The 20,730-nt window shown below is 68.2% G+C and carries 21 protein-coding genes; 15 read left to right on the top strand and 6 right to left on the bottom strand.

What is annotated here, in order from left to right; genetic code table 11:
• Positions 1 to 58 precede the first annotated feature (58 nt).
• The gene (locus AB0E63_RS39195; RefSeq protein WP_360377726.1) at positions 59 to 625 is read right to left on the bottom strand and encodes a helix-turn-helix domain-containing protein; all 567 of its coding nucleotides are present in this window, start codon (positions 623 to 625) and stop codon (positions 59 to 61) included.
• 409 nt (positions 626 to 1,034) lie between these two features.
• Here AB0E63_RS39195 and AB0E63_RS39190 point away from each other — a divergent pair, with 409 nt between their 5' ends.
• From AB0E63_RS39190 to AB0E63_RS39165, 6 genes are all read left to right on the top strand, one after another.
• On the top strand, positions 1,035 to 2,726 hold the full coding sequence (locus tag AB0E63_RS39190; RefSeq protein ID WP_360377723.1) for a nitrite/sulfite reductase: 1,692 nt from the start codon (positions 1,035 to 1,037) through the stop codon (positions 2,724 to 2,726).
• A gap of 76 nt (positions 2,727 to 2,802) precedes the next feature.
• Entirely contained in the window at positions 2,803 to 2,952 is a 150-nt protein-coding gene (locus tag AB0E63_RS39185) for a hypothetical protein (protein ID WP_166665480.1), read from the top strand.
• Positions 2,949 to 3,635, top strand: a complete 687-nt coding sequence (locus AB0E63_RS39180; RefSeq protein WP_360377719.1) for a phosphoadenylyl-sulfate reductase — start codon at positions 2,949 to 2,951, stop codon at positions 3,633 to 3,635. The genes AB0E63_RS39185 and AB0E63_RS39180 overlap by 4 nt, the downstream gene beginning before the upstream one ends.
• The gene (gene cysD, locus AB0E63_RS39175) at positions 3,632 to 4,597 is read left to right on the top strand and encodes a sulfate adenylyltransferase subunit CysD (RefSeq protein WP_360377716.1); all 966 of its coding nucleotides are present in this window, start codon (positions 3,632 to 3,634) and stop codon (positions 4,595 to 4,597) included. The genes AB0E63_RS39180 and cysD overlap by 4 nt, the downstream gene beginning before the upstream one ends.
• A gap of 11 nt (positions 4,598 to 4,608) precedes the next feature.
• A complete protein-coding gene (locus AB0E63_RS39170; protein WP_360377714.1) occupies positions 4,609 to 5,919 on the top strand; it encodes a GTP-binding protein in 1,311 nt (436 codons plus the stop codon).
• Positions 5,916 to 6,710, top strand: coding sequence for a sirohydrochlorin chelatase (locus AB0E63_RS39165; protein WP_360377711.1), 795 nt, complete (start codon positions 5,916 to 5,918; stop codon positions 6,708 to 6,710). The genes AB0E63_RS39170 and AB0E63_RS39165 overlap by 4 nt, the downstream gene beginning before the upstream one ends.
• Here the strand turns inward: AB0E63_RS39165 and solA are convergent.
• Complete coding sequence (gene solA, locus AB0E63_RS39160; protein WP_360377708.1) at positions 6,707 to 7,840, bottom strand: N-methyl-L-tryptophan oxidase; 1,134 nt, start codon at positions 7,838 to 7,840, stop codon at positions 6,707 to 6,709. The genes AB0E63_RS39165 and solA overlap by 4 nt on opposite strands.
• 45 nt (positions 7,841 to 7,885) lie before the next feature.
• Here solA and AB0E63_RS39155 point away from each other — a divergent pair, with 45 nt between their 5' ends.
• A complete protein-coding gene (locus AB0E63_RS39155; protein WP_360377706.1) occupies positions 7,886 to 8,113 on the top strand; it encodes a ribbon-helix-helix protein, CopG family in 228 nt (75 codons plus the stop codon).
• A complete protein-coding gene (locus AB0E63_RS39150) occupies positions 8,113 to 9,231 on the top strand; it encodes a Clp protease N-terminal domain-containing protein (RefSeq protein WP_360377703.1) in 1,119 nt (372 codons plus the stop codon). The genes AB0E63_RS39155 and AB0E63_RS39150 overlap by 1 nt, the downstream gene beginning before the upstream one ends.
• A 31-nt stretch (positions 9,232 to 9,262) precedes the next feature.
• On the opposite strand, the gene AB0E63_RS39145 is transcribed toward AB0E63_RS39150, so the two are convergent.
• The 3 genes from AB0E63_RS39145 to zapE are packed head-to-tail and all read right to left on the bottom strand — an operon-like array spanning position 9,263 to position 11,684.
• Positions 9,263 to 10,129 (bottom strand): PPK2 family polyphosphate kinase, encoded by an 867-nt coding sequence (locus AB0E63_RS39145; RefSeq protein WP_360377701.1) that lies wholly within the window; start codon positions 10,127 to 10,129, stop codon positions 9,263 to 9,265.
• Between the two features lie 17 nt (positions 10,130 to 10,146).
• Positions 10,147 to 10,620, bottom strand: a complete 474-nt coding sequence (locus tag AB0E63_RS39140) for a hypothetical protein (protein WP_360377699.1) — start codon at positions 10,618 to 10,620, stop codon at positions 10,147 to 10,149.
• Between the two features lie 32 nt (positions 10,621 to 10,652).
• Positions 10,653 to 11,684: a cell division protein ZapE gene (gene zapE, locus AB0E63_RS39135; RefSeq protein WP_360377697.1), complete on the bottom strand. Its 1,032-nt coding sequence runs from the start codon at positions 11,682 to 11,684 to the stop codon at positions 10,653 to 10,655.
• 141 nt (positions 11,685 to 11,825) lie between these two features.
• Between zapE and AB0E63_RS39130 the strand changes: the two genes are divergently transcribed.
• Genes AB0E63_RS39130 through AB0E63_RS39105 form a run of 6 tightly spaced genes read left to right on the top strand, consistent with a single transcriptional unit; the run spans position 11,826 to position 18,036 of the window.
• Positions 11,826 to 13,127 (top strand): extracellular solute-binding protein, encoded by a 1,302-nt coding sequence (locus AB0E63_RS39130; protein WP_360377694.1) that lies wholly within the window; start codon positions 11,826 to 11,828, stop codon positions 13,125 to 13,127.
• A 4-nt stretch (positions 13,128 to 13,131) separates the two neighbouring features.
• On the top strand, positions 13,132 to 14,112 hold the full coding sequence (locus AB0E63_RS39125; protein ID WP_360377692.1) for a sugar ABC transporter permease: 981 nt from the start codon (positions 13,132 to 13,134) through the stop codon (positions 14,110 to 14,112).
• Positions 14,109 to 14,948 (top strand): carbohydrate ABC transporter permease, encoded by an 840-nt coding sequence (locus tag AB0E63_RS39120; RefSeq protein ID WP_360377690.1) that lies wholly within the window; start codon positions 14,109 to 14,111, stop codon positions 14,946 to 14,948. Before AB0E63_RS39125 ends, AB0E63_RS39120 begins: the two co-directional genes overlap by 4 nt.
• Positions 14,949 to 14,966: 18 nt before the next feature.
• Positions 14,967 to 15,743, top strand: a complete 777-nt coding sequence (locus AB0E63_RS39115; protein ID WP_360377688.1) for a VOC family protein — start codon at positions 14,967 to 14,969, stop codon at positions 15,741 to 15,743.
• Positions 15,740 to 16,687 carry an aldo/keto reductase gene (locus tag AB0E63_RS39110; protein WP_360377686.1) on the top strand — a complete coding sequence of 316 codons (948 nt, stop codon included), beginning with the start codon at positions 15,740 to 15,742 and terminating at the stop codon, positions 16,685 to 16,687. The genes AB0E63_RS39115 and AB0E63_RS39110 overlap by 4 nt, the downstream gene beginning before the upstream one ends.
• Positions 16,684 to 18,036, top strand: coding sequence for a GH1 family beta-glucosidase (locus tag AB0E63_RS39105; RefSeq protein WP_360377683.1), 1,353 nt, complete (start codon positions 16,684 to 16,686; stop codon positions 18,034 to 18,036). Before AB0E63_RS39110 ends, AB0E63_RS39105 begins: the two co-directional genes overlap by 4 nt.
• 152 nt (positions 18,037 to 18,188) lie before the next feature.
• Here the strand turns inward: AB0E63_RS39105 and AB0E63_RS39100 are convergent, their stop codons facing one another.
• The gene (locus tag AB0E63_RS39100; protein ID WP_360377681.1) at positions 18,189 to 19,409 is read right to left on the bottom strand and encodes an ROK family transcriptional regulator; all 1,221 of its coding nucleotides are present in this window, start codon (positions 19,407 to 19,409) and stop codon (positions 18,189 to 18,191) included.
• Between the two features lie 93 nt (positions 19,410 to 19,502).
• Here AB0E63_RS39100 and AB0E63_RS39095 point away from each other — a divergent pair, with 93 nt between their 5' ends.
• The gene (locus AB0E63_RS39095; protein ID WP_360377678.1) at positions 19,503 to 20,477 is read left to right on the top strand and encodes a zinc-binding dehydrogenase; all 975 of its coding nucleotides are present in this window, start codon (positions 19,503 to 19,505) and stop codon (positions 20,475 to 20,477) included.
• Positions 20,478 to 20,730 lie beyond the last annotated feature (253 nt).

Genomic DNA, 20,730 nt, shown 5'->3' with positions numbered 1-20,730 from the left:
ACCCGTCGATCCCGGCGCAGCGGCGGGATGTCAGTCGCCTCAGCCGCCGCGACACCGCTCATGGCCGAGCTGGGACACCGTGGGCGAACACGTAGACCGGCACCGCGGACTCCTCGGTCGACGGGTGCTCGTAGTACTCCTGGATCAGCTCCCCGATCCGCTCGGACAACTCGGTCAAGCGCTCCGGCGTCAGGGTCAGCCAGCTCTCCGTCGCGAACGCGGCCCGCAACCAGTCCTCGCCGTACTCGTGGCGCATATCCAGCCAGTGCCTGACCTTGTCCGCGTGGTACGTGATATTCCTCTCCTCGGCGACCGTTGCGACCAGCTCGCCGGCCGGCTCACCCGCGGCGTCGGCGACCGACCACGTCCACGACGCACGGGCGCTGCGCCACCACCGCTCCCGGCGGTTCTTGGCCAGCTCGGGCGCCTCCTCGATGACTCCGGCCGAGGCCAGGACCTTCAGGTGATGGCTGATGTTGCCGACCAGTTCACCGGTGCGTTCAGCCAGCTGCGAGGCGGTGGCGGGACCGTCGACCACGAGCAGGTCGATCAGCCGGCGGCGCAGCGGGTGGTGGATCGCAGCGATCAGCGAGGGATCGGCCGGACGCCGGTTCGCGGGGCTCATTGGAGGCACCGTAGATTACACAAGATCTCTTGTGCAAGAGATCTTGTAGAACACCTGTCGAGCGCGAAACAATCAGCACCAGACTGCTAGACATAGCCGCATCGTGAGACCGGCGCTCATGATGTGAGATTGGGAGTTGATTTGTCAGGCGTTGGACCTGACGCTTATGAGCATGCTCGCTGCCCGCTCCACTCACCTCGTAGGTCGCATTCATGTCGACCTCGGGCGGATGCGCAGCGCCATCTGTTGTCCTTCGATGTTCTGACAGCCACCCCGCCGGGCCCGACGAGGCCCCTGATCACCCCCGATCACCGCTGGGTGCGCACCGCGCGGAACGCATCGAATCGACGACGCTTCGATCCCACCGCCCTCGGTGAGCACCTGTCACGAGGACAAGGACACCCTCCGGATGACTGGCGTCACGTCTGCTCCTGCCACCCGCAAGCCTGCCCGGCCACGCAAGGGCAAGGGCGAAGGCCAGTGGGCGCTCGGCTACCGCGAGCCGCTGAACAAGAACGAGGAGAACAAGAAGAACGACGACGGCCTGAACGTCCGGGCCCGGATCGAGAATATCTACGCGCACCGCGGCTTCGACTCGATCGACCCGGCCGACCTGCGCGGCCGGTTCCGCTGGTGGGGTCTGTACACCCAGCGCAAGCCCGGGATCGACGGCGGCAAGACCGCGACGCTGGAGCCGGAGGAGCTGGACGACCGCTACTTCATGCTGCGGGTCCGGGTCGAGGGCGGCCAGCTCAGCACCGAGCAGCTGCGGGTGATCGCGGAGGTCTCCACCGCGTACGCGCGCGACACCGCTGACATCACCGACCGGCAGAACATCCAGTTGCACTGGATCCGGATCGAGGACGTCCCGGCGATCTGGCAGAAACTGGAGGCCGTCGGGCTCTACACCACCGAGGCCTGCGGTGACGTGCCGCGCGTCGTGATCGCCAGCCCGGTCGCCGGGATCGCCGCGGACGAGATCATCGACCCGACGCCGGCCATCGACGACATCGTCGAGAAGTACATCGGCTCGAACGAGTTCTCCAACCTGCCGCGGAAGTTCAAGACCGCGCTTACCGGGCACCCGTCGCACGACGTCGTACCCGAGGTCAACGACATCGCGTTCGTCGGGGTCGTGCACCCCGAGCACGGGCCCGGCTTCGACCTGTGGGTCGGCGGCGGCCTGTCGACGAACCCGATGCTCGCGCAGCGGCTCGGCACCTGGATCCCGTTGGAGGAAGTGCACGAGGCCTGGTGGGGTGTCACCAGCATCTTCCGCGACTACGGCTACCGGCGGCTGCGGACCCGGGCACGGCTGAAGTTCCTCGTCGCGGACTGGGGTGTCGAGAAGTTCCGTGAGGTGCTGGAGGAGAAGTACCTCAAGCGGAAGCTGATCGACGGCCCGGCGCCCGAGATCCCCGCCGTCCAGGGCGATCACGTCGGCGTGCACAAGCAGAAGGACGGCAAGTACTTCGTCGGCGTCGCGCCGGTGGTCGGACGGGTGTCGGGGACGAAGCTCGCCGAGGTCGCGGACGTGGTCGCGGCGCACGGGTCGAACCGGATCCGGACCACCGCGCAGCAGAAGCTGCTCGTGCTCGACGTCGAGGAGGCGCAGGTCGAATCGCTGATCGCCGGCCTCGACGCGCTCGGGTTCCAGGCCCGGCCGTCAGCCTGGCGGCGGAACACGATGGCCTGCACCGGGATCGAGTTCTGCAAGCTGGCGATCGTCGAGACCAAGGCGAAGGCGGCCCAGCTGATCGACGAGCTGGAGATGCGGATCCCGGAGCTCGACGTACCGATCACCGTGAACGTGAACGGCTGCCCGAACTCCTGCGCCCGGATCCAGACCGCCGACATCGGCCTCAAGGGGCAGCTGGTGATGGATGCCGAGGGCAAGCAGGTGCCGGGCTACCAGGTCCACCTCGGCGGCGGCCTCGGGCTGGACGCCGGCTTCGGCCGGAAGCTGCGCGGCCACAAGGTCACCGCCGACGGGCTCACCGACTACGTGGAGCGCGTCACCCAGAACTACCTGAAGGAGCGCAACGAGGGCGAGCGCTTCGCCCAGTGGGTCACCCGAGCTGACGAGGAGGCTTTGCAGTGAACGAACGAAGTGAGTTCACCAACAAGGGCAGCGTGACTTGTGCCTCGTCGGCGCCCGGAGCGAAGCGAGGACGTCGATGAGTGAGCGTGCGGCACCTCTTTACTGCCCGTACTGCGGGGACGAGGACCTTCGTCCCTCCGAGGAAGGCCATGGCGCGTGGGAGTGCCGGCCGTGTGCGCGGGTGTTCCAGCTGAAGATGATCGGGTTGCGGGTGACAGTGGAATGAGTACGGATCTGAAGACGCTGGCCGAGGAGGCCAACGAACGACTAGCCGACGCCTCGGCGCAGGAACTGCTGGCGTGGGCGCGGGAGACCTTCGGTGACGAACTGGTGGTGACCGCCTCGATGGCAGACGGGGCACTCCCCCACCTCGCGGCCGAGGCGGCCCCCGGTGTCGACGTCCTGTTCCTCGACACGGGTTACCACTTCGCCGAGACGATCGGCACCCGGGACGCGGTGGCGGCGACGCTGCCGATCAACCTGGTCAACGCCCTCCCGAAGCAGACGGTCGAAGAGCAGAACGCGGAGTACGGCGAGAAGCTGTACGAGCGTGAGCCCGACAAGTGCTGCGCGCTCCGCAAGGTCGAGCCACTCAACCGGTACCTGTCCGGCTACAAGGCCTGGGTCACCGGCATCCGCCGCGAGGAGGCGCCGACCCGGGCCAACACCCCGGTCATCGAGTACGACGCCAAGCGCGACATGGTGAAGCTGAACCCGATCGCGCCGTGGACCCAGGAGGACCTGGACACCTACATCGCGGACAACGGGGTACTGGTCAACCTGCTCCAGTACGACGGCTACCCGTCCATCGGCTGCGAACCGTGCACCCAGCGCGTCGCCCCCGGTGAAGACCCGCGCAGCGGCCGCTGGGCCGGCCAGGGCAAGGTCGAATGCGGGCTCCACACATGACCACTGCATTGGATACCTTCCCCGCCCCACCGCCCCAGTCGATTGATGCCCCGGAGGCCACCCTGAGCACCACGGTGACAGAACTCGACGCCCTGGAGAGCGAGTCGATCTTCGTGTTCCGTGAGGTGGCGGCGGAGTTCGAGCGTCCGGTGATCCTGTTCTCCGGCGGTAAAGACTCGATCGTGATGCTGCACCTGGCGCGGAAGGCGTTCGCGCCGGCCGGGGTTCCGTTCGCGCTGCTGCACGTAGACACCGGGCACAACTTCCAGGAGGTCCTGGACTACCGCGACGCGACCGTAGGCGCATTGGGTCTGCGGCTCGAGGTGGCCAGTGTCGAGGACTACATCGCCGACGGCCGGCTCCGCGAGCGCTCCGACGGCACCCGGAACCCGCTGCAGACGGTTCCGTTGCTCGACGCCATCAACGGGCACCGGTTCGACGCGGTGTTCGGCGGCGGGCGCCGGGACGAGGAGCGGGCCCGGGCGAAGGAGCGGATCTTCAGCCTGCGCGACGAGTTCGGTCAGTGGGACCCGCGCAACCAGCGGCCGGAGCTGTGGTCGCTGTACAACGGCAAGCACCGGCCCGGTGAGCACGTGCGGGTGTTCCCGCTGTCCAACTGGACCGAGCTCGACGTGTGGAACTACATCGAGCGCGAGGGCATCGACCTGCCGAGCATCTACTACGCCCACGAGCGGGACGTGTTCGAGCGCGACGGCATGTTGCTTGCCGTCGGCCCCTACTCGCAGCCCCGTGACGGTGAGGTCGTGGAACGCCGGGTGGTCCGCTACCGGACCGTCGGCGACATGTCCTGCACCGGCGCGGTCGCCTCGACCGCCTCGTCCGCGGCCGAGGTGGTCGTCGAGGTCGCGGCCAGCGAACTGACCGAGCGCGGCGCCACCCGGGCCGACGACCGGGTCAGCGAAGCCGCGATGGAAGACCGCAAGCGGGAAGGCTACTTCTGATGAGCCAAGGATTGAGCACAGCTGTAGAGCAGCTCGCCCAGCGGCAACTGCTGCGGCTGGCCACCGCCGGATCGGTCGACGACGGCAAGTCCACCCTGGTCGGGCGGCTGCTGCACGACTGCAAGGCGATCCTGGCCGACCAGATCGCGCACGTGAAGACGGTGTCCGAAGCCCGTGGTGGTGACTTCGACTTCGCCCTCCTCACCGACGGCCTGCGCGCCGAACGCGAGCAGGGCATCACGATCGACGTCGCCTACCGGTACTTCGCCACCGACAAGCGCTCGTTCATCCTGGCCGACTGCCCCGGGCACGTGCAGTACACGCGCAACACCGTGACCGGCGCGTCCACCGCGGACGTGGTGATCATCCTGGTCGACGCGCGGCACGGCGTCCTCGAGCAGACCCGGCGGCACCTGGCCGTGGCCGGTCTGCTCCGGGTGCCACACGTCGTACTCGCGGTCAACAAGATCGACCTGGTCGGCTACGACGAGGCCGTCTTCAAGGGGATCGTGAAGGACGTCGCGGAGCTCGCCGACCAGCTCGAGATCGCCGACCTGCAGGCCATCCCGGTCTCCGCTCTGGTCGGGGACAACGTGGTCGAGCGGTCCGCTCAGACGGACTGGTACGACGGACCGACGCTGCTCGAGGTGCTCGAGAACGCCAACGGGCGGACCGACACCTCCCGCGAGCCGCTGCGGTTCCCGGTCCAGTACGTGCTCCGGCCGCAGACCGAGGAGTACCGCGACTACCGCGGCTACTCCGGGACCGTTGCCTCCGGCACCGTATCCGTCGGTGACCCGGTGATCGTGCTGCCGGCCGGCCGTCGTACGTCGATCGCCGGGATCGACCGGCCGGTCGTCACCGCCACGTCGACCGCGGTCGCCGAACGGCCGTCCGCGGTCGCCGGCGAGGCCATCACCGTCCGGCTCGCCGACGACATCGACGTCGCCCGCGGCTCGGTGATCGTCGCGGCCGACGACTCCCCCGGCACCCGCCGGGAACTTGCCGCCACCGTGTGCTGGCTGTCGGACCGTCCGCTGACCGTGGGCGCCCGGCTGCTGATCAAGCACACCACGACCACCGCCCAGGCGATCGTCACCAAGATCACCGGGGCGCTGGACCTCGACACGCTCGGAGTCATCGACGCCACCGGGCTCGACCTCAACGACATCGGCAAGGTGCAGCTCAAGGTCGCCGCACCGCTGGCCGCCGATCCGTACTCCAGCAACGCCATCACCGGATCGTTCCTGCTGATCGACGCCCACGACGGGTGGACACTCGCGGCCGGCATGATCGACGACGAAGAAGGGGAACTGCTATGACTGCTCCAGCTCTCGTAGTCCTCGCCCACGGCAGCCGCGATCCGCGTTCGGCCGCCACCGTCCACTCGCTGGTGAAGTGCCTGCGCGAGCTGCGGAGCGACCTGCGGATCGAAGCCTCCTTCCTCGACCACTGCCCGCCCACGCCGTACCAGAAGCTCGGCAAGCTCGCCGCCGAGGGCGTGGAGGAAGTCGTCATCCTGCCGTTGCTGCTCTCGTCGGCGTTCCACGCCCGGGTCGACATCCCGGCCGTCCTCGACGAGGCGCGGACCCGGTTCCCGGCGCTGCGGATCATCGCCTCCGACGTCCTCGGGTACGACGAGTCGCTGCTCGACGTCCTCGATCGCCGGATGCGGGCGGAGCTCAAGGGCGGCCGGGTGCGGGAGCTGGACGCGCTGGTGCTGGCCTGCGCCGGCTCGAGCGACTCGCAGGCGAACGCGAGCGTGACCCGGCTGGCGCGGCTGTGGGGTCAGCGGCACAAGCTGCCGGTGACCGCGGCCTTCACCTGCGCGGCGACCCCGTCACCGGCCGAGGCTGTCCTGCAGTGGCGCCTGGAGGGCCGCCGGCACGTCGCCGTCGGCTCGCTGTTCCTGGCCCCCGGCGTCCTGCCTGACCGTGCCGAGTCGACCGCCCGCCGCGCCGGCGCCGTGGCCGTCTCGCGCCCCCTGGGCGTCAGCGCCGAGGTTGCCCGCCTGGTCCTCCTCCGATACGGCGTAGCCGGGCTCGACCTCCTCACCCTGGCCCCGGCCCCCCGCCCAGTCATCGCCCGCCCCGAGCTGGTGCGCACGGCTTAGAACCTCAGCGGGTTCACAAAGGAGACGTCGGTGTACGGCGTCTCCTTTGTGGTGAGTTGGGCCAGGAGTTCGCCGATTCCTGCGCAGTGTTTGAAGCCGTGGCCGCTGTCGCCGCCGGCGATCACCAGGCGTTCGTCGTACCTCCCGACGAGGAACTGGCCGTCGGGTGAGTCCGTCACCATGCAAGGCATCAGCTTGACCGGCTCGGGATCGAGATCCGGGAACGCGCGGCTGATCGCGTGCGACAGCTCAGTGATGTCCTTGCGCGGGTGGATGTAGCGATCGAGCTCGTCCGGATCCACGCCGCGGTCCCGCTCGGCACCGTCCAGTCCGACCTTCACCAGGAAGTCCTCGTCGGAGCCGTGTCCCCACAGGCCGCGCCCGTCCCCGAACTCCCAGATGAACGACGGGAAGTTGCCGAGCCGGAACGCGTTCGACGCCGGGTCCTTCGGCTGGAACCAGAACAGCGGCGTACGGCGTGGTGACAGCGGCACCCCAGGGACCAGCTTGCTCAGCCACGCGCCGGTGGCGACGACGACCTGGTCCGCGATGATGTCGACAGTCGGCGTCCGCACGGTCACCTCGTTCGGGCCGAGGTCGATCGCGGTCACCATCGTGTTCGGATAGACCGTGGCGCCCAAGTGCTCGGCCTCCGCGACGTGGGCGCGGACCGTCGGCTCGGCGTAGCAGATGCCGGCACCGGGATCCCAGACAGCCACGTCTCCGGGGTCCAGCTCGTACTGCGGGAATCGCTCGTGCAACTCGTCATGCGTGAGATCCGTCGTCGGCGCACCCGCCTCGGCGGCTGCCTGACGCGCGCCCTTGACCGGGCGACTGTTCGGTCCGCCGACGTTGAGCGATCCGGTCTGGCGGACGTACGTCTCGCCGGTCCGCTCCCCCAGCTCTGTCCACAACGCCAGCGACTTCCGCGCGATCGGCGTCAGCCCCGGATGCTCCATGCACGCGACCCGGAACAACCGCGTACTCCCATGAGACGACCCGAACGGATGCGCGATCGCCTGCCGCTCGATCCCGATCACGTTGATCCCGCGCGCCGCCAACCGCCACAACGCGGCCGACCCGAACGCGCCCAGCCCCACCACCACGACATCCGTCCGCAGGTTCTCCACGCTGTCACCCTATCCGGCCGTAGATAGCGTGATATCTTGATAGCCATGGTGAAGGACGGGACGAAGAACATCCTGTTGCGGCTCGATCCGGACTTGGCCGAGCGACTGCAGACCGTGGCGTCGGTGGAGGGTCGGTCGGTCTCGGACGTCGCGCGGGAGGCGATCACCGCGCTCGTCGATCAGCGGCGGCAGGACACGCGGTTCAGCCGGCTGCTGGAGGAGAACCTGGCGCGGCACGAGGAGTCACTGCGCCGGCTTCGCGGAGACGACTGATGCGCTACCTCGGCCGGTACGACGTCCTCGCAGTGGCGGCCCGCGTGCTGCAGTGCGAGTCGGAGGACGCCGTACGCCGGACGGACCTGGACGCGGTCGATCGGGTGCTGAGCGACGTACGGCGTACCAGCGGGCTCGCCGAGGCGACGGGGGTGTTGCTCGCGGGGTTGGTCCGGGAGCGACCGTTCAACGGCGCGAACCGGGTCGTGGCGGTCGCGGTGGTGCTGCAATTCACCGCGCTCAACCGGGCCGAGTTGCGGCTGGAGCCGGTGGAGGAAATGGACGAACTGCTGGACCGGATCGCCACCGGTCAGGCGACGCCGGACGAGGTCGCGACGTTCATCCGCATCCGGCTCGAGCCGGAGCCGGTGATGGCCGAGGACTTGCAGGAGCAGCTCAGGATCGAGTTGCTCCTGGACGACGAGGTCGCCGACTGGGGCGACGAGTTGGTGGGGAGAGGAATCCGGATGTTCGAGAGATTCAGTGATCCGGCCAGGCGGGTCGTCGTCCTGGCCCAGGAGGAAGCGCGCAAGCTCGACCACGCCTACATCGGGACCGAACACCTGCTGGTCGCGTTGATCGAGGAGGAGCACGGCATTGCGGCGAAGGCACTGTCCGGTTCGAAGCCCAACCGCTCCTTCCCAGGTGGCTGCGGGATCTCGGCCTCGGCGGTCCGCAACCTGATCGTGGAGATCGTCGGGCGTGGGAGCGGCGGCATTGCCGGGTCGATCCCCTTCACGCCACGGGCCAAGAGCACGTTCGAGTCCGCGTGGGACGAGGCCCGGCGCCGAGGTGCCGACCAGCTCGACACCGAGCATCTGCTGCTCGGTCTGCTGCGCGACGGCGAGGGTGTCGCCGCCCAGATCCTGACCAAGCTCACGTCCGATCCCGACCAGGTCCGCCGCAAGGTGCAGGACTGGATCGACCGCCGCGAGCGCGTCGAGACCGCTGTCACCGGCATGCTCGCCGACGACTCCGCGACCTGGACCACGTACGGCCGCCGGCACCACCTACTCGGCGAGCTCAACGCCGTCCTGGACGAGAACGAGCGCCTCCACGAACAGGTCGCCCACCTCCGCGATCTCCTCCGCAAACACGACATCGACCCGGACAGCTGATCCCCCGCGGCTGACGCCGCGGGGGTGCGGCTCAGGTGGCGGCCAGGCGCTTCTTCTCGGTGTCGATGTCGTAGTCGGCCTGCGGCCACTGGGGGTCGAGGGACCTGAGGGTCTCCAGGAGGATCGTGGTGACGGCCCAGTTGCGGTACCACTTGCGGTCGCTGGGGATCACGTACCAGGGCGCCTCGGGCGTGTTACACCGCTCGATCGCCGCATGGTAGGCATCCATGTAGTCCGGCCAGAGCTCTCGCTCGTCGACGTCGCCGGGGTTGTACTTCCAGTGCTTGGTCGGATCGTCCAGCCGCGCCTGCAGGCGGACCTTCTGCTCCTCTTGCGAGATGTGCAGGTAGCACTTCACGATCGTCACACCGTGCGCGTCCAGCTCGGCCTCGAAGTCGTTGATCTGGTCGTAGCGCCGGTTCCACACGTTCGGCGTCACCAGGTTGCGCACCCGCGCGATCAGCACGTCCTCGTAGTGCGACCGGTCGAAGATCCCGATCATCCCCTCCGACGGCAGCGCCTGCTTGATCCGCCACAGGAACCCGCGCCGCTTCTCGGCCGCTGTCGGCGCCTTGAACGACGTGATCTTCAGCCCCTGCGGATCCATCAGCCCCGCGCCGTGCCGGATCACCCCGCCCTTGCCGGACGTGTCCATCCCCTGCAGGACGAGCAGCACGCTCCGCTCGCCGTCCTTGCGCCCCTCGGCGAACAGCCGCTCCTGCCAGTCGGAGACCTCGGCCTCGAGGCCCTCCAGCGCGACCTTACCCTCGTCCTTGCTCCCGCTGAAGCCAGGCGTGGCGCGCGTGTCGTACGTCGTCAGGTCGACCGGCCCGGACGGCACCCGCAACTGCTCGCGCAGTCCGCCGTCGTCGGCCTTCCCCTTCTTCTGCTTCGCCATTCGCCCATCCTGCCTCATCAACCGCCGAGATCAGCGGAAGTCTGCGCAACCTTGCGCCGGCGCCGCAGGACGAGCTCGATCACCACGATGACGACGACACTGACCGGTACGGAGATCACCGCCCACACCATGCCGCCGAGGAGCGACAGGCAGTCTGCGTCCCCGGTCGGGCAGTCGGTCGCGTCGTAGTACGCCGTACCGGCCCAGAGTGCGACGAGCATGAGCGCTGCGCAGCCGCACAGGTAGACGGCGGCCCGCACCAACCACCGGCCCGAGCCCTCGCTGGGCGGCGACGGCTGGATCGCGGTGGCGATCAGGACGGCCGCCAACAGGCCGAGGATGACCACGAACACGAGGAACTCACCCTCGTCGCCCATCCAGATGAACCGGAACAGTTCATTGCCGACATGCCAGGCCAGCCATCCGCACAGGACCGCGAACGCGACCCCGAGCCACAGTCTGACCGCACGCCACCCCGCCGGCATCACCATGCTCCCAATGAACCACACACCGGGTGCAGGTTTCAGGACGCTGCTTGGTCTGCCGACTCGCGTGTCAGGGCAATCAACCGCGACAAGGCCCGGAGGTACTTCTTCCGGTAGCCGCCCTTCAGCATGTCGGCGGAGAACGTCTGGTCCAGCGGTACGCCGCCGGCCAGCAGCGGGAGGTTCCGGTCGTACATCCGGTCGGCCAGGACGACCATCCGGAGCGCGACGTTCTCGTCGGTGAGCGGGCGGATGTCGGTGATCGCGACGGCCTCGACGCCATCGAGGAGGGCGCCGTACTTGCTCGGGTGCAGCTCGGCCAGATGGCGGTGCAGGTCGACGAAGTGGTCGCAGGACGCGCCCGGTCGTTCGGCGGCGGTCTGCTCGACGCGCTCGTCCGGCCACGGCTCGGGAGCCACCGGGAGGCCACGGTGCCGGTAGTCCGGTCCATCGATCCGGCGTACGTCGAAGTTCGCGGCGAGCGCCTGGATCTCGCGGAGGAAGTCGATCGCCTGGAACCGGCCTTCGCCGAGCTTGTCCGGCAGCGTGTTCGAGGTCGCGGCCAGCTCGACTCCGGCGGCGACCAACTGGCCGAGCAGCCGGGAGATCAGCATCGTGTCACCGGGATCGTCGAGCTCGAACTCGTCGATGCAGATCAGACGGTACGACGAGAGCGCCTCGACGGCGGCGCGGAGACCGAGGGCGCCCACCAGGTTGGTGAGCTCGACGAAGGTGCAGTACATCTTCGGTCCGGCGGCTTCGTGCCACAGCGATGCGAGCAGGTGCGTCTTACCGACTCCGAACCCACCATCGAGGTAGATGCCCGGTTTGCCCGCAGGCGTGGTTCCACGGCCGCGGAGACGTGACCACATGCTTGGTGTCCGGCGCGGTTGCGCCAACTGGACCGACCGCTCGGTGAGCACACTCAGCGCTTCGGCTTGGGAGGGCTCGTCCGGATCCGGCCGGTACGTGGCGAACCGGACCTCGGCGAAGCGCGGCGGCGGCACGCACTCGGACAGCAGCCGATCGGAGCTCACCTCCGGCCACCGCTCACTCAGCCGGATCACCACGTCGTCACCATGCCCACACCCTATGAGCCGACCTGCCGGTCCCGGAAAATCTGGAAATCCGTTTCCCGACCTTGACCCCTTTCTTACTTTCAGTTAGGAAGTTGGTGTGAGGTTCGTGAGGTGAGCGACTAGGAGTCGGCGATGGGCGAACGGCACGTACGGCGGCGGACGGTACTCAAGGGGGCAGTGGGCGCACTCGGACTGGGGTCCGCGCTCGCCGCCTGCGGTGGCAGTGACAGCGGGGGCGGCACCACGAGCGGCGGCAAGGCCGTGGTCCGGATGTGGTCCTGGTACAACGACCAGGAGGACCAGTTCCCGAAGCTGATCGAGAAGTTCCAGGCGGCACACAGCAACATCACGGTCGAGAACCGGATCTTCGGCACCCCGGACCAGTACCTGCCGGCGCTGCAGGCCGCGGTGGCCGGCGGCGACGTACCGGAGATCTTCGCACCGCACACGCGGGCGCTGACCTACGGCACCGGCGGGATCTCGGCGGACCTGAAGCAGGAGCTCGGCGACGACTTCCTGAAGGACTTCTTCGACTCCGCCAACCAGGAGTACACCCTGGACGGCAAGCAGTACGCGGTCGGCTGGATGGCGCAGACCTTCGGCCTGTTCTACAACCCGGACCTGCTGAAGAAGGCCGGGGTCGGCGAGGACGAGATCGAGACGTGGGACGACCTGATCGCGGCGGCGGCGAAGATCAAGGCGACCGGCAAGTTCCCGGTGGCGCTGAGCTGCAACCCGACGACGAGCTCCCTGGACTTCTTCCTTCCACTCATCACGCAAGTTGCCGACGATCCGACCTTCTACCTCAAGCTCGACCAGTTGAAGGACGGGCTGACGTACGAGGACCCGAAGGTCGTCCAGGCGATCGAGCTCCAGCAGAAGATCGTCAACGGCGGTGTCTTCCAGCCCGGCACGACCGGGACCAGCGGCGACCAGGCGCCGCAGATCTTCTACACCGAGAAGGCGGCGATGCTGTTCAACGGCAGCTGGACGCCGCAGGGACTGACCAAGGACGCGACCCCGGCCTTCAACAAGAAGTACAAGGTGATGAAGACCCCCGCGATCGCGGCCGGCAAGCGGCACTGGACCGCGAACCAGGCCGGCGCCGGCTGGGCGGTGTCGGCGAACAGCAAGAACAAGGACGCCGCGCTGGAGTTCCTGAAGTTCATGTACTCCGCGGACGAGTACTCCCCCACGATGAACGAGTCCAACTCGATGCCGGCCACCAAGAGCGCGGCGAGCCGGATCGAGCTGCCGATCATGAAGCAGATGACGTCCTGGCTGCTCGACGGCGACGGGTGCCCGCACATCCCGTTCGGCCCCGGGTCGGTCGCGGCCGGCGATCCGCTGGCCAAGATCTTCGACGGCAAGGGGGAACCGGCCGCCGTCGCCAAGGAGATGCAGCAGGCCGTGCAAAACGCCAAGGGCGGCTGATCGGATGGCGACAGCGCTCTCCCGGCCGCGCAAGAACGTGGCACCACCGGATCGGCGGCCGCTCCCCCGGCGGCCGTCGTACCGGTTCGGTTCACCGCTGCGGAAGTCGCAGCGGCTCGCGGGTTACCTGTTCGTGGCGCCGACGTTCGTGCTGTTCCTGGGCTTCGTGCTCTGGCCGATCCTCTACACGGCGTACCTGAGTCTCACCTCGTGGGGCGGATTCGGTGCGCCGCGGTTCGTCAACTTCGACAACTACAGCCGGATGCTGAACGATCCGGTCGCGCGCCGGGCGATGATCATCACGCTGGTGCTGACCGGGGTGACCACGGCGGTGCTCACCTTCCTCGGGCTCGTCACGGCCGTCCTGGTCAACGTGGTCTGGGCGAAGGTCGGCGTCCTGGTCCGGACCATCCTGTTCATCCCGGGCATCGTCTCGTTCGTGGTGTCGGCCGTGTTGTGGAAGCTGATCTACGACCCGAACATCGGCACGCTCAACCGGTTGCTCGGGGCCATCGGTCTGGACAGCCTGCAGCATCCGTGGCTGGCCGACCAGAAGACGGTCCTGCCGGCCATCGTGGTGGTGACGGTCTGGGGTGGCCTCGGCTTCAACATGCTGATCTACTTCGCCGGTCTGCAGAGCATCGATCCGAACCTGTACGAGGCGGCAGCCATGGACGGCGCCAACACCGTCCAGCAGTTCCGCCACATCACGGTCCCGAGCCTGCGCGTCGTCACCGGCCTGATCGTCAGCCTCGGCTTGCTCAACGGATTCAAGGCGTTCGACGTGATCTTCGTGATGACCGGCGGCGGCCCGAACCACGCGAGTGAGGTGCTCGGCACCTATCTGTACTCCCTGGCGTTCGGCTCGACATCGGGCTCGATCCCGCAACTCGGGTACGCGAGCGCGTTCAGCGTCGTGACGATGGTCTTGTGCACGCTGGCCGTGATCGCCCAGCTCTGGCTGACCAGGAGGGCGGACCGATGAGCGTGACGAATGCCCAGAGGCCGTGGGTCGGGAAGTCGTTCGCGACGTTCGTACTGCTGCCGTTCTGCGTGGTGATGGCGTTCCCGTTCGTCTGGATGCTGCTCACCTCGTTGCGCGAGCAGAACACGATCTTCAACGGGCCGATCATCCCGCGAAAGCTCACGGGTACGGCGTACAAGGATGCCTGGACGTCCATCGAGTTCCCTCTGCACTTCTGGAACAGCGTCTGGATCACGTCGGTCACCGTGATCGGCGTCCTGGTGTTCGCGACGCTCAGCGGGTACGCGTTCGCCAAGCTCGACTTCCCGTTCCGTAACACGCTGTTCGTGCTGCTGCTCACCACGTTGATGATGCCGTCGACGGCGCTGATCATCCCGCTCTACCTCGAGCTCAAGTCGCTCGGTCTGCTCGACACGCAGACCGGTCTGCTGGTGCTCTACATCTCCGGCTCCGCGCCTTTCGCGATGTTCCTGATGCGCGCGTTCTTCCAGACGCTGCCGGACGAGCTGATCGAGGCGGCCCGGGTGGACGGCGGCAGCGAGCTGACCATCTTCCGGCGGGTGATCCTGCCGCTGACCCGGCCCGGCATCGCGACCGTGGTGATCTTCCAGTTCCTGTCCACCTGGAACGAGTTCCTGATCGCCAACACGGTCCTGCGCAACACCGATTCGCTCCCCCTGCAACCCGTGCTGTTCACCCTGATGGGCCAGTACTCCACCAACTGGCCGGCACTCACCGCCGGCCTCACGCTGTCCGTCGTCCCGGTCATCGTCGTCTACGTCCGGATGCAGCGGCAGTTCGTCGCCGGGATGATGCTCGGCGCGGTCAAGAACTAGTCAGCAGAGAGAGGTTCCATGCCGATCAAGAACGTCGTGGTCAACTGCACGGACGTGCAGCGCTCGGTCGAGTACTACACCAAGTTCCTGGAGCTCCGGGTGATCGGCGAGCCGACGCCGGAGCGCGCCGTACTCGACGCGGTGACCGCAACGATCGAGTTACGGGCCGTGGGCAACGGCCGGGACCGGAGCACCTGGAGCCCGGACGACCTGCAGAAGGGGTTCCGCCACGTCGGCTTCAAGGTGGACCGGCTCGACGAGCGGGCCGACGTACTCAAGGCCGCCGGGGTGGAGTTCAAGCTGGACCCGCTCGACGCCGAGGGTGAGGTCCGGATCTGCTTCTTCTACGACCCGGACGGCACACTGCTCGAGATGATCCAGGGCGATCTCCAGTACGCCGCTGTGCTGGACGCCGACGGGGTCGCGAGAGAGCGCGCCCTGGGCGTTCCGCAGCGCCCGCGGTTCGACCACGTCGCGGTGACGATCGAGGACCGGGCCGCGACGAGCGAGTACTACGCCGAGCACTACGGTTTCTCGTTCATCGGCACGATCGAGCAGCCGCACGACAAGCGCGGCTTCAGCATCGGCTACCTCAAGGGCGGTGACACAGTCCTCGAGGTGTTCACGTACGAAGTGGACAAGACCTCCCGCGAGCCGCAGCTCGACGTGGCCGGCTTCTCGCACGCCGAGCTCGAGGGCAACCCGCCGGACCTCCCCGAGCTCATCTCAACCGCTGGCACGAAGGTCTACGTCGACCCCGACGGATTCGCCTTCGCCGTAGGCTCCGAGGCATGACAGACGACTGGCTGCGGCCCCTTGGTTCCACCGGTCTGACCGTGTCCGCCGTCTGCGCCGGCGGCAGCGGGATCGCCGGCATGCCCGCGGTCTTCGGGTACGACGTCACCCGGCAGGAGGCGGTCGACCTCATCCTGCGCGCGTTCGACGGCCCGCTCACCTGGATCGACACCTCCAACGGGTACGGCGACGGCGAGAGCGAGCTCCGCATCGGCCAGGCCATCAAGGAGTACGGCGGTCTCCCGGACGGCTTCCTGGTGGCGACCAAGGTCGACGCCAAGGACGGTGACTACTCCGGTGCCCGGGTCCGCGCGAGCATCGCCGAGAGCAAGGAACGGCTCGGCCTCGACGACCTGCCGCTGGTCCACCTGCACGACCCGGAGTGGCACGACTTCGACTCGATGCGGGACGCCGTCGACACGCTGATGCAGCTACGCGCCGACGGCGAGATCGGGCATGTCGGGCTGGCCGGCGGCAGCACGGCCGAGCTCGCCCGCTATCTCGATCTCGGCGGCTTCGAGGTGCTGCTCGTGCACAACCGGTGGAGCCTGGTCGACCACTCGGCCGGTCCGCTGTTCCGGCGCGCGGCCGACGACGGCATCGCGGTGATCAACGCAGCGATCTACGGCGGCGGGATCCTTGCCAATCCGCAGGGCGCCACGAAGTACGCTTACCGCGAGGCGCCGGCCGCCGTACTCGAGGCCGTCGCGGCGATGGACAAGGCCTGCCGCGAGTTCGGGACCGACCTCGCCACCGCCGCCCTCCGGCACTCCGTCGACACCCCGGGCATCGCCGGGACGGTCGTCGGAATCAGCAAGCCGGCCCGCGTCGACGCCTTGCTGGAGGCGATGGCGGCCGACCTCCCGGACGAGCTGCTTAACCGGTTAGGTAGCCTCCTCCCCCAAGAGCAATACTGGGTTGAAGGACCAAAGGAGACGACGTGACGAACGGCTTCCCACCTGGATTCACCTGGGGCGCGGCGACCGCGTCGTACCAGGTGGAAGGAGCGGTCTCCGCGGACGGGCGCGGCCCGAGCATCTGGGACACCTTCGCGCACACGCCCGGCAAGATCTCCGACGGCACCAACGGTGACGTCGCGGTCGATCACTACCACCGGTTCGCCGACGACGTCCGGCTGCTGGCCGACCTCGGCCTGAAGGCTTACCGGTTCTCGATCGCCTGGCCGCGGATCGTCCCGGCCGGGTCCGGTGCGGCCAACCCGGACGGCCTCGCGTTCTACCGGCGCCTCGCCGAGACCTGTCTGGAGTACGGCGTGACGCCGTACGCGACCCTGTATCACTGGGACCTGCCGCAGCCGCTCGAGGACGCGGGCGGCTGGCTCGTGCGCGACACGGCCGAGCGGTTCCGCGACTACGCCGCAGTCACGCACGACGCGCTGTCGGACGTGATCAAGCACTGGATGACGCTGAACGAGCCGTGGTGCTCGGCGTTCCTCGGCTACGGCAACGGCGAGCACGCGCCGGGGCGGACCGAGGGCGCCGACGCGCTCAAGGCGGTTCACCACCTGCTGCTCGGCCACGGGTTGGCGCTCGAGGCGCTGCGCTCGTCGGAGGGTACGTACGGCATCGCCCTGAACCCGGCGCCGATCCACGCCGCCTCGGAGTCAGCCGCGGACCGCGACGCCGCGCGACGGATCGACGGTCTGCGGAACCGGATGTTCCTGGACCCGTTGCTCGCCGGCACGTATCCGGCGGACGTCCTCGAGGACACTGGGATGACCGAGTGGTTCGCCGCACAGGCGGATGATCTCGCGCTGATCTCGGCACCGCTCGACTTCATGGGCGTGAATTACTACTGTCCGACCGCGGTCGCCGCGCCGGACGGGCCGATCTCCACGCCCGGTCCGTCGACCCAACCGGGCAGCGAGAATGTCGTTGCCGTCGACACCGGTCTGCCGCGGACCCAGATGGGCTGGCCGATCCAGGCCACCGGGCTGCGCGACATCCTGGTGACGATCAACAAGCTGGCGCCGGAGTTGCCGTTGTACGTGACGGAGAACGGATCGGCGTACCCGGACGTCCTGACGGCCGACGGGACCGTCGAGGACGACGAGCGGCTCGACTACCTGCAGCAGCACGTCGCCGTCTGCCAGGACCTCGTGACCGAAGGCTTCCCGCTCAAGGGGTACTTCGCCTGGTCGCTGATGGACAACTTCGAGTGGGCCTGGGGCTACAGCCGCCGATTCGGAATCGTGTATGTCGACTACACCACGCAGCAGCGCGTCGTGAAGAAGAGCGGGCTCTGGCTGAAGGACTTCCTGAGTGCCCCGTGAGTGGTGTGGCTCGAACGATAGCGGTGTCCAGGTGCGTGCATCGGGGTGCTTGGTCAGTGGCTCGATGCGGAGCATCGTGGGCGCTGGGCAAGTGCCGCGAGGTGCGTGCCTGGGCGCCGATAGCGCCAAGCCACACCACTCACGGGGCACTACTAGCGGCTCGACTTCTGGTGCGGAGTGAGCTGACTGTGGAGGACGAGGGACGCAGCGCCGAGGGCAGCGGCGCTGGGTCCTAGTTTGGACAGCTCGACGCGGGTCGGGTGCATCGCACGGACGAAGGACAGCCGGTTGATCTCGGTCATCGCGATCCGGACGTAGATGTCACCCGCCTCGCTGAATCCCGGGCCGGCCAGGATGATCTGGTTGAGGTCGAGCAGGTTCGTGATCGACAGCAGGGCCTTGGCCAGGTACGTCGCGGACTCCTCGATCAACTCCACACAGCGCGGATCACCGGCGGCCGCGAGCCGGGCGATCTTCGCGAAGTCGGACCGGATGGCCATCTCCCGGCCGCGCAGGGCGAGCTCGTTCACCAGGGACTCGTCCTGCTCGGCGCGTTTCACCACGGCGCGCGGCGCGGCCAGACTCTCCAGGCAGCCGCGGCCGCCGCACCAGCACTGTGGTCCGTTCACGTCCAGGACCATGTGGCCGATCTCGCCGACGTTCGACGACGAGCCGCGGTAGACATCGCCGTTGGTGACCAGGCCGAGGCCGAAACCGGCGGCCATATAGACGGTGGCGAAGTCGTTCGCGGATGGGATCCGGCCGGCCCAGAACTCGCCGATCGCGGCGCAGGTCGAGTCGTTCTCCACCACGATCGGGTGGTCGATCGCGGCCATCAGCGTGTCCCGGACGGCGAACGGCTCCCAGGCGTACTTCGAAGCGTTCGTCCGCAGCAGCCGCTGCCCTCCCCCGCCCTGGCGGCCGGCCAGTGCGACGCCGACCCCGACGAGCGTGGACGGCTCGATCTCCGCCTTGACGATCAGGTCCTCGAGCTCGGCGGTGATCCGCTTGACGGCCGTGGTCGGCGCGTCCTTGCCGATGCCCCGCGACGACACCTGCTCGATCACCCGGCCGCTCATGTCGGTGACGACGTACGTCGTACTCGGCGTGTCGATCGAGATGCCGACGGCGTGCCGGGCGCGGGGATTGAACTGCAGGAGCGTCGCCCGCTTGCCGCCGGTCGGGTCGCCCAGACCGGTCTCGATGATCAGGCCGTCGGCGAGCAACTGCTTGACCACCCGGGAGATCGACGCGCCGGTCAGACCGGAGCGGTCCGCCAGGTCGACCCGCGTCACCGTGCCGCTCGAGCGGATCAGATCCAGGATCGCGCTGTGCGTCTCCTGTGCGGTCGCACCCTTCAGAATCTTCGCCACGACACCCTCCCTGTGGCTCGCACTTTAATACACAACGTAAGAAAGTGGGATAGCTTGACCTCAAGCAACGTTGAGGTCCTAGCGTTGCCAGGCATGAAGGCGATCAGACTGCATGCGTTCGGACCGGCCGAGAACCTGCGCTTCGAGGAGGTCCCGGATCCCGTGCCGGGTCCCGGGATGGTGCTCATCCAGGTGGAGGCCGCCGGCGTCCATCTGGTCGACACGATGATCCGCGCCGGCACGACGGGTGGCGGACCGATCCCGGTCCCCGAGCTACCGACGATCCCCGGCCGCGAGGTCACCGGACGAGTCACGGCGGTCGGGCCGGAGGTCGACCCGTCCTGGACCGGCAAGCGCGTCGTGGTGCACCTCGGCATGGTCCCCGGCGGGTACGCCGAACGCGCGGTGGCCAAGGTGGAATCGCTGTACGAGCTTCCCGACCATGTCGACGCAGCCCAGGCCGTCGCGGCGATCGGCACCGGCCGGACGACGGCCGGAATCCTCGCGCAGGCGAGACTGACCGCGGACGACGTCGTCCTGGTGACGGCCGCCGCGGGTGGGATCGGGAGCTACCTGGTCCAGGCTGCCCGCAACGTCGGTGCGACCGTGATCGGTCTGGCCGGCGGACCGGCCAAGGTTCGGCTCGTCCGCGATCTCGGGGCGCAGTTCGCCGCCGACTACCGCGATCCCGGCTGGGTGAGCGCCCTCCGGGATGATCTCGGCGATCGCGCCGTGACCGTGCTGCTGGACGGGGTCGGCGGTGAGAGCGGTCAGCGGGCGTTCGAGCTGCTCGGGGTCGGCGGCCGGGTGCTGATGTTCGGCTGGTCCGGAGGTGGGCCGATCCAACTCACCACCGCGGACCTGATGTCCCGCGGCCTGACCGCCGACTGGTCCATCGGGCCAAAACTGATGCCCCGACTACGCGAGTTCGAAAAGGCCGCCCTCGAGGAGACATTCACCGGCCGCTGGGAAGCCCTCATAACAACCTTCCCCCTCTCAGAAGCCGCCACCGCCCACCAGGCCCTAGAAGACCGAGCCACCACCGGCAAGGTCATCCTCACCCCGTAACAAGAACCTTCCTGCCGTCGTGGGCTGGCATCTGTACCGGTGGGCCAGTACAGGTCGTGGTGGGCCGGCACAGGTCGTGGTGGGCGGGCGCATGTACTGGTGGGCTGGGACCCGCAGCGGTGGGTGGAGACAGGTTATTTCCTGTTCACGGGGCCCGCGGGGGGTGCACGGGCCCGAGTGCTGGCAGTGGTGGGCCGGCACAGATCGTGGTGGGCTGGGACCCGCAGCGGTGGGTGGAGACAGGTTATTTCCT

Source organism: Kribbella sp. NPDC026596 (assembly GCF_040638415.1).
In the GTDB taxonomy this organism is placed as follows: domain Bacteria; phylum Actinomycetota; class Actinomycetes; order Propionibacteriales; family Kribbellaceae; genus Kribbella.
The sequence above is the reverse complement of the archived record's forward strand: the minus strand, read 5'-3'. Positions and strand labels throughout refer to the sequence as shown.

Coding starts and splice junctions, on each gene's coding strand:
- AB0E63_RS39195 (WP_360377726.1), bottom strand. CDS start 625: ATGAGCCCCGCGAACCGGCGTCCGGCCGATCCCTCGCTGATCGCTGCG.
- AB0E63_RS39190 (WP_360377723.1), top strand. CDS start 1,035: ATGACTGGCGTCACGTCTGCTCCTGCCACCCGCAAGCCTGCCCGGCCA.
- AB0E63_RS39185 (WP_166665480.1), top strand. CDS start 2,803: ATGAGTGAGCGTGCGGCACCTCTTTACTGCCCGTACTGCGGGGACGAG.
- AB0E63_RS39180 (WP_360377719.1), top strand. CDS start 2,949: ATGAGTACGGATCTGAAGACGCTGGCCGAGGAGGCCAACGAACGACTA.
- cysD (WP_360377716.1), top strand. CDS start 3,632: ATGACCACTGCATTGGATACCTTCCCCGCCCCACCGCCCCAGTCGATT.
- AB0E63_RS39165 (WP_360377711.1), top strand. CDS start 5,916: ATGACTGCTCCAGCTCTCGTAGTCCTCGCCCACGGCAGCCGCGATCCG.
- AB0E63_RS39155 (WP_360377706.1), top strand. CDS start 7,886: ATGGTGAAGGACGGGACGAAGAACATCCTGTTGCGGCTCGATCCGGAC.
- AB0E63_RS39150 (WP_360377703.1), top strand. CDS start 8,113: ATGCGCTACCTCGGCCGGTACGACGTCCTCGCAGTGGCGGCCCGCGTG.
- AB0E63_RS39145 (WP_360377701.1), bottom strand. CDS start 10,129: ATGGCGAAGCAGAAGAAGGGGAAGGCCGACGACGGCGGACTGCGCGAG.
- AB0E63_RS39140 (WP_360377699.1), bottom strand. CDS start 10,620: ATGGTGATGCCGGCGGGGTGGCGTGCGGTCAGACTGTGGCTCGGGGTC.
- AB0E63_RS39130 (WP_360377694.1), top strand. CDS start 11,826: ATGGGCGAACGGCACGTACGGCGGCGGACGGTACTCAAGGGGGCAGTG.
- AB0E63_RS39125 (WP_360377692.1), top strand. CDS start 13,132: ATGGCGACAGCGCTCTCCCGGCCGCGCAAGAACGTGGCACCACCGGAT.
- AB0E63_RS39120 (WP_360377690.1), top strand. CDS start 14,109: ATGAGCGTGACGAATGCCCAGAGGCCGTGGGTCGGGAAGTCGTTCGCG.
- AB0E63_RS39115 (WP_360377688.1), top strand. CDS start 14,967: ATGCCGATCAAGAACGTCGTGGTCAACTGCACGGACGTGCAGCGCTCG.
- AB0E63_RS39110 (WP_360377686.1), top strand. CDS start 15,740: ATGACAGACGACTGGCTGCGGCCCCTTGGTTCCACCGGTCTGACCGTG.
- AB0E63_RS39095 (WP_360377678.1), top strand. CDS start 19,503: ATGAAGGCGATCAGACTGCATGCGTTCGGACCGGCCGAGAACCTGCGC.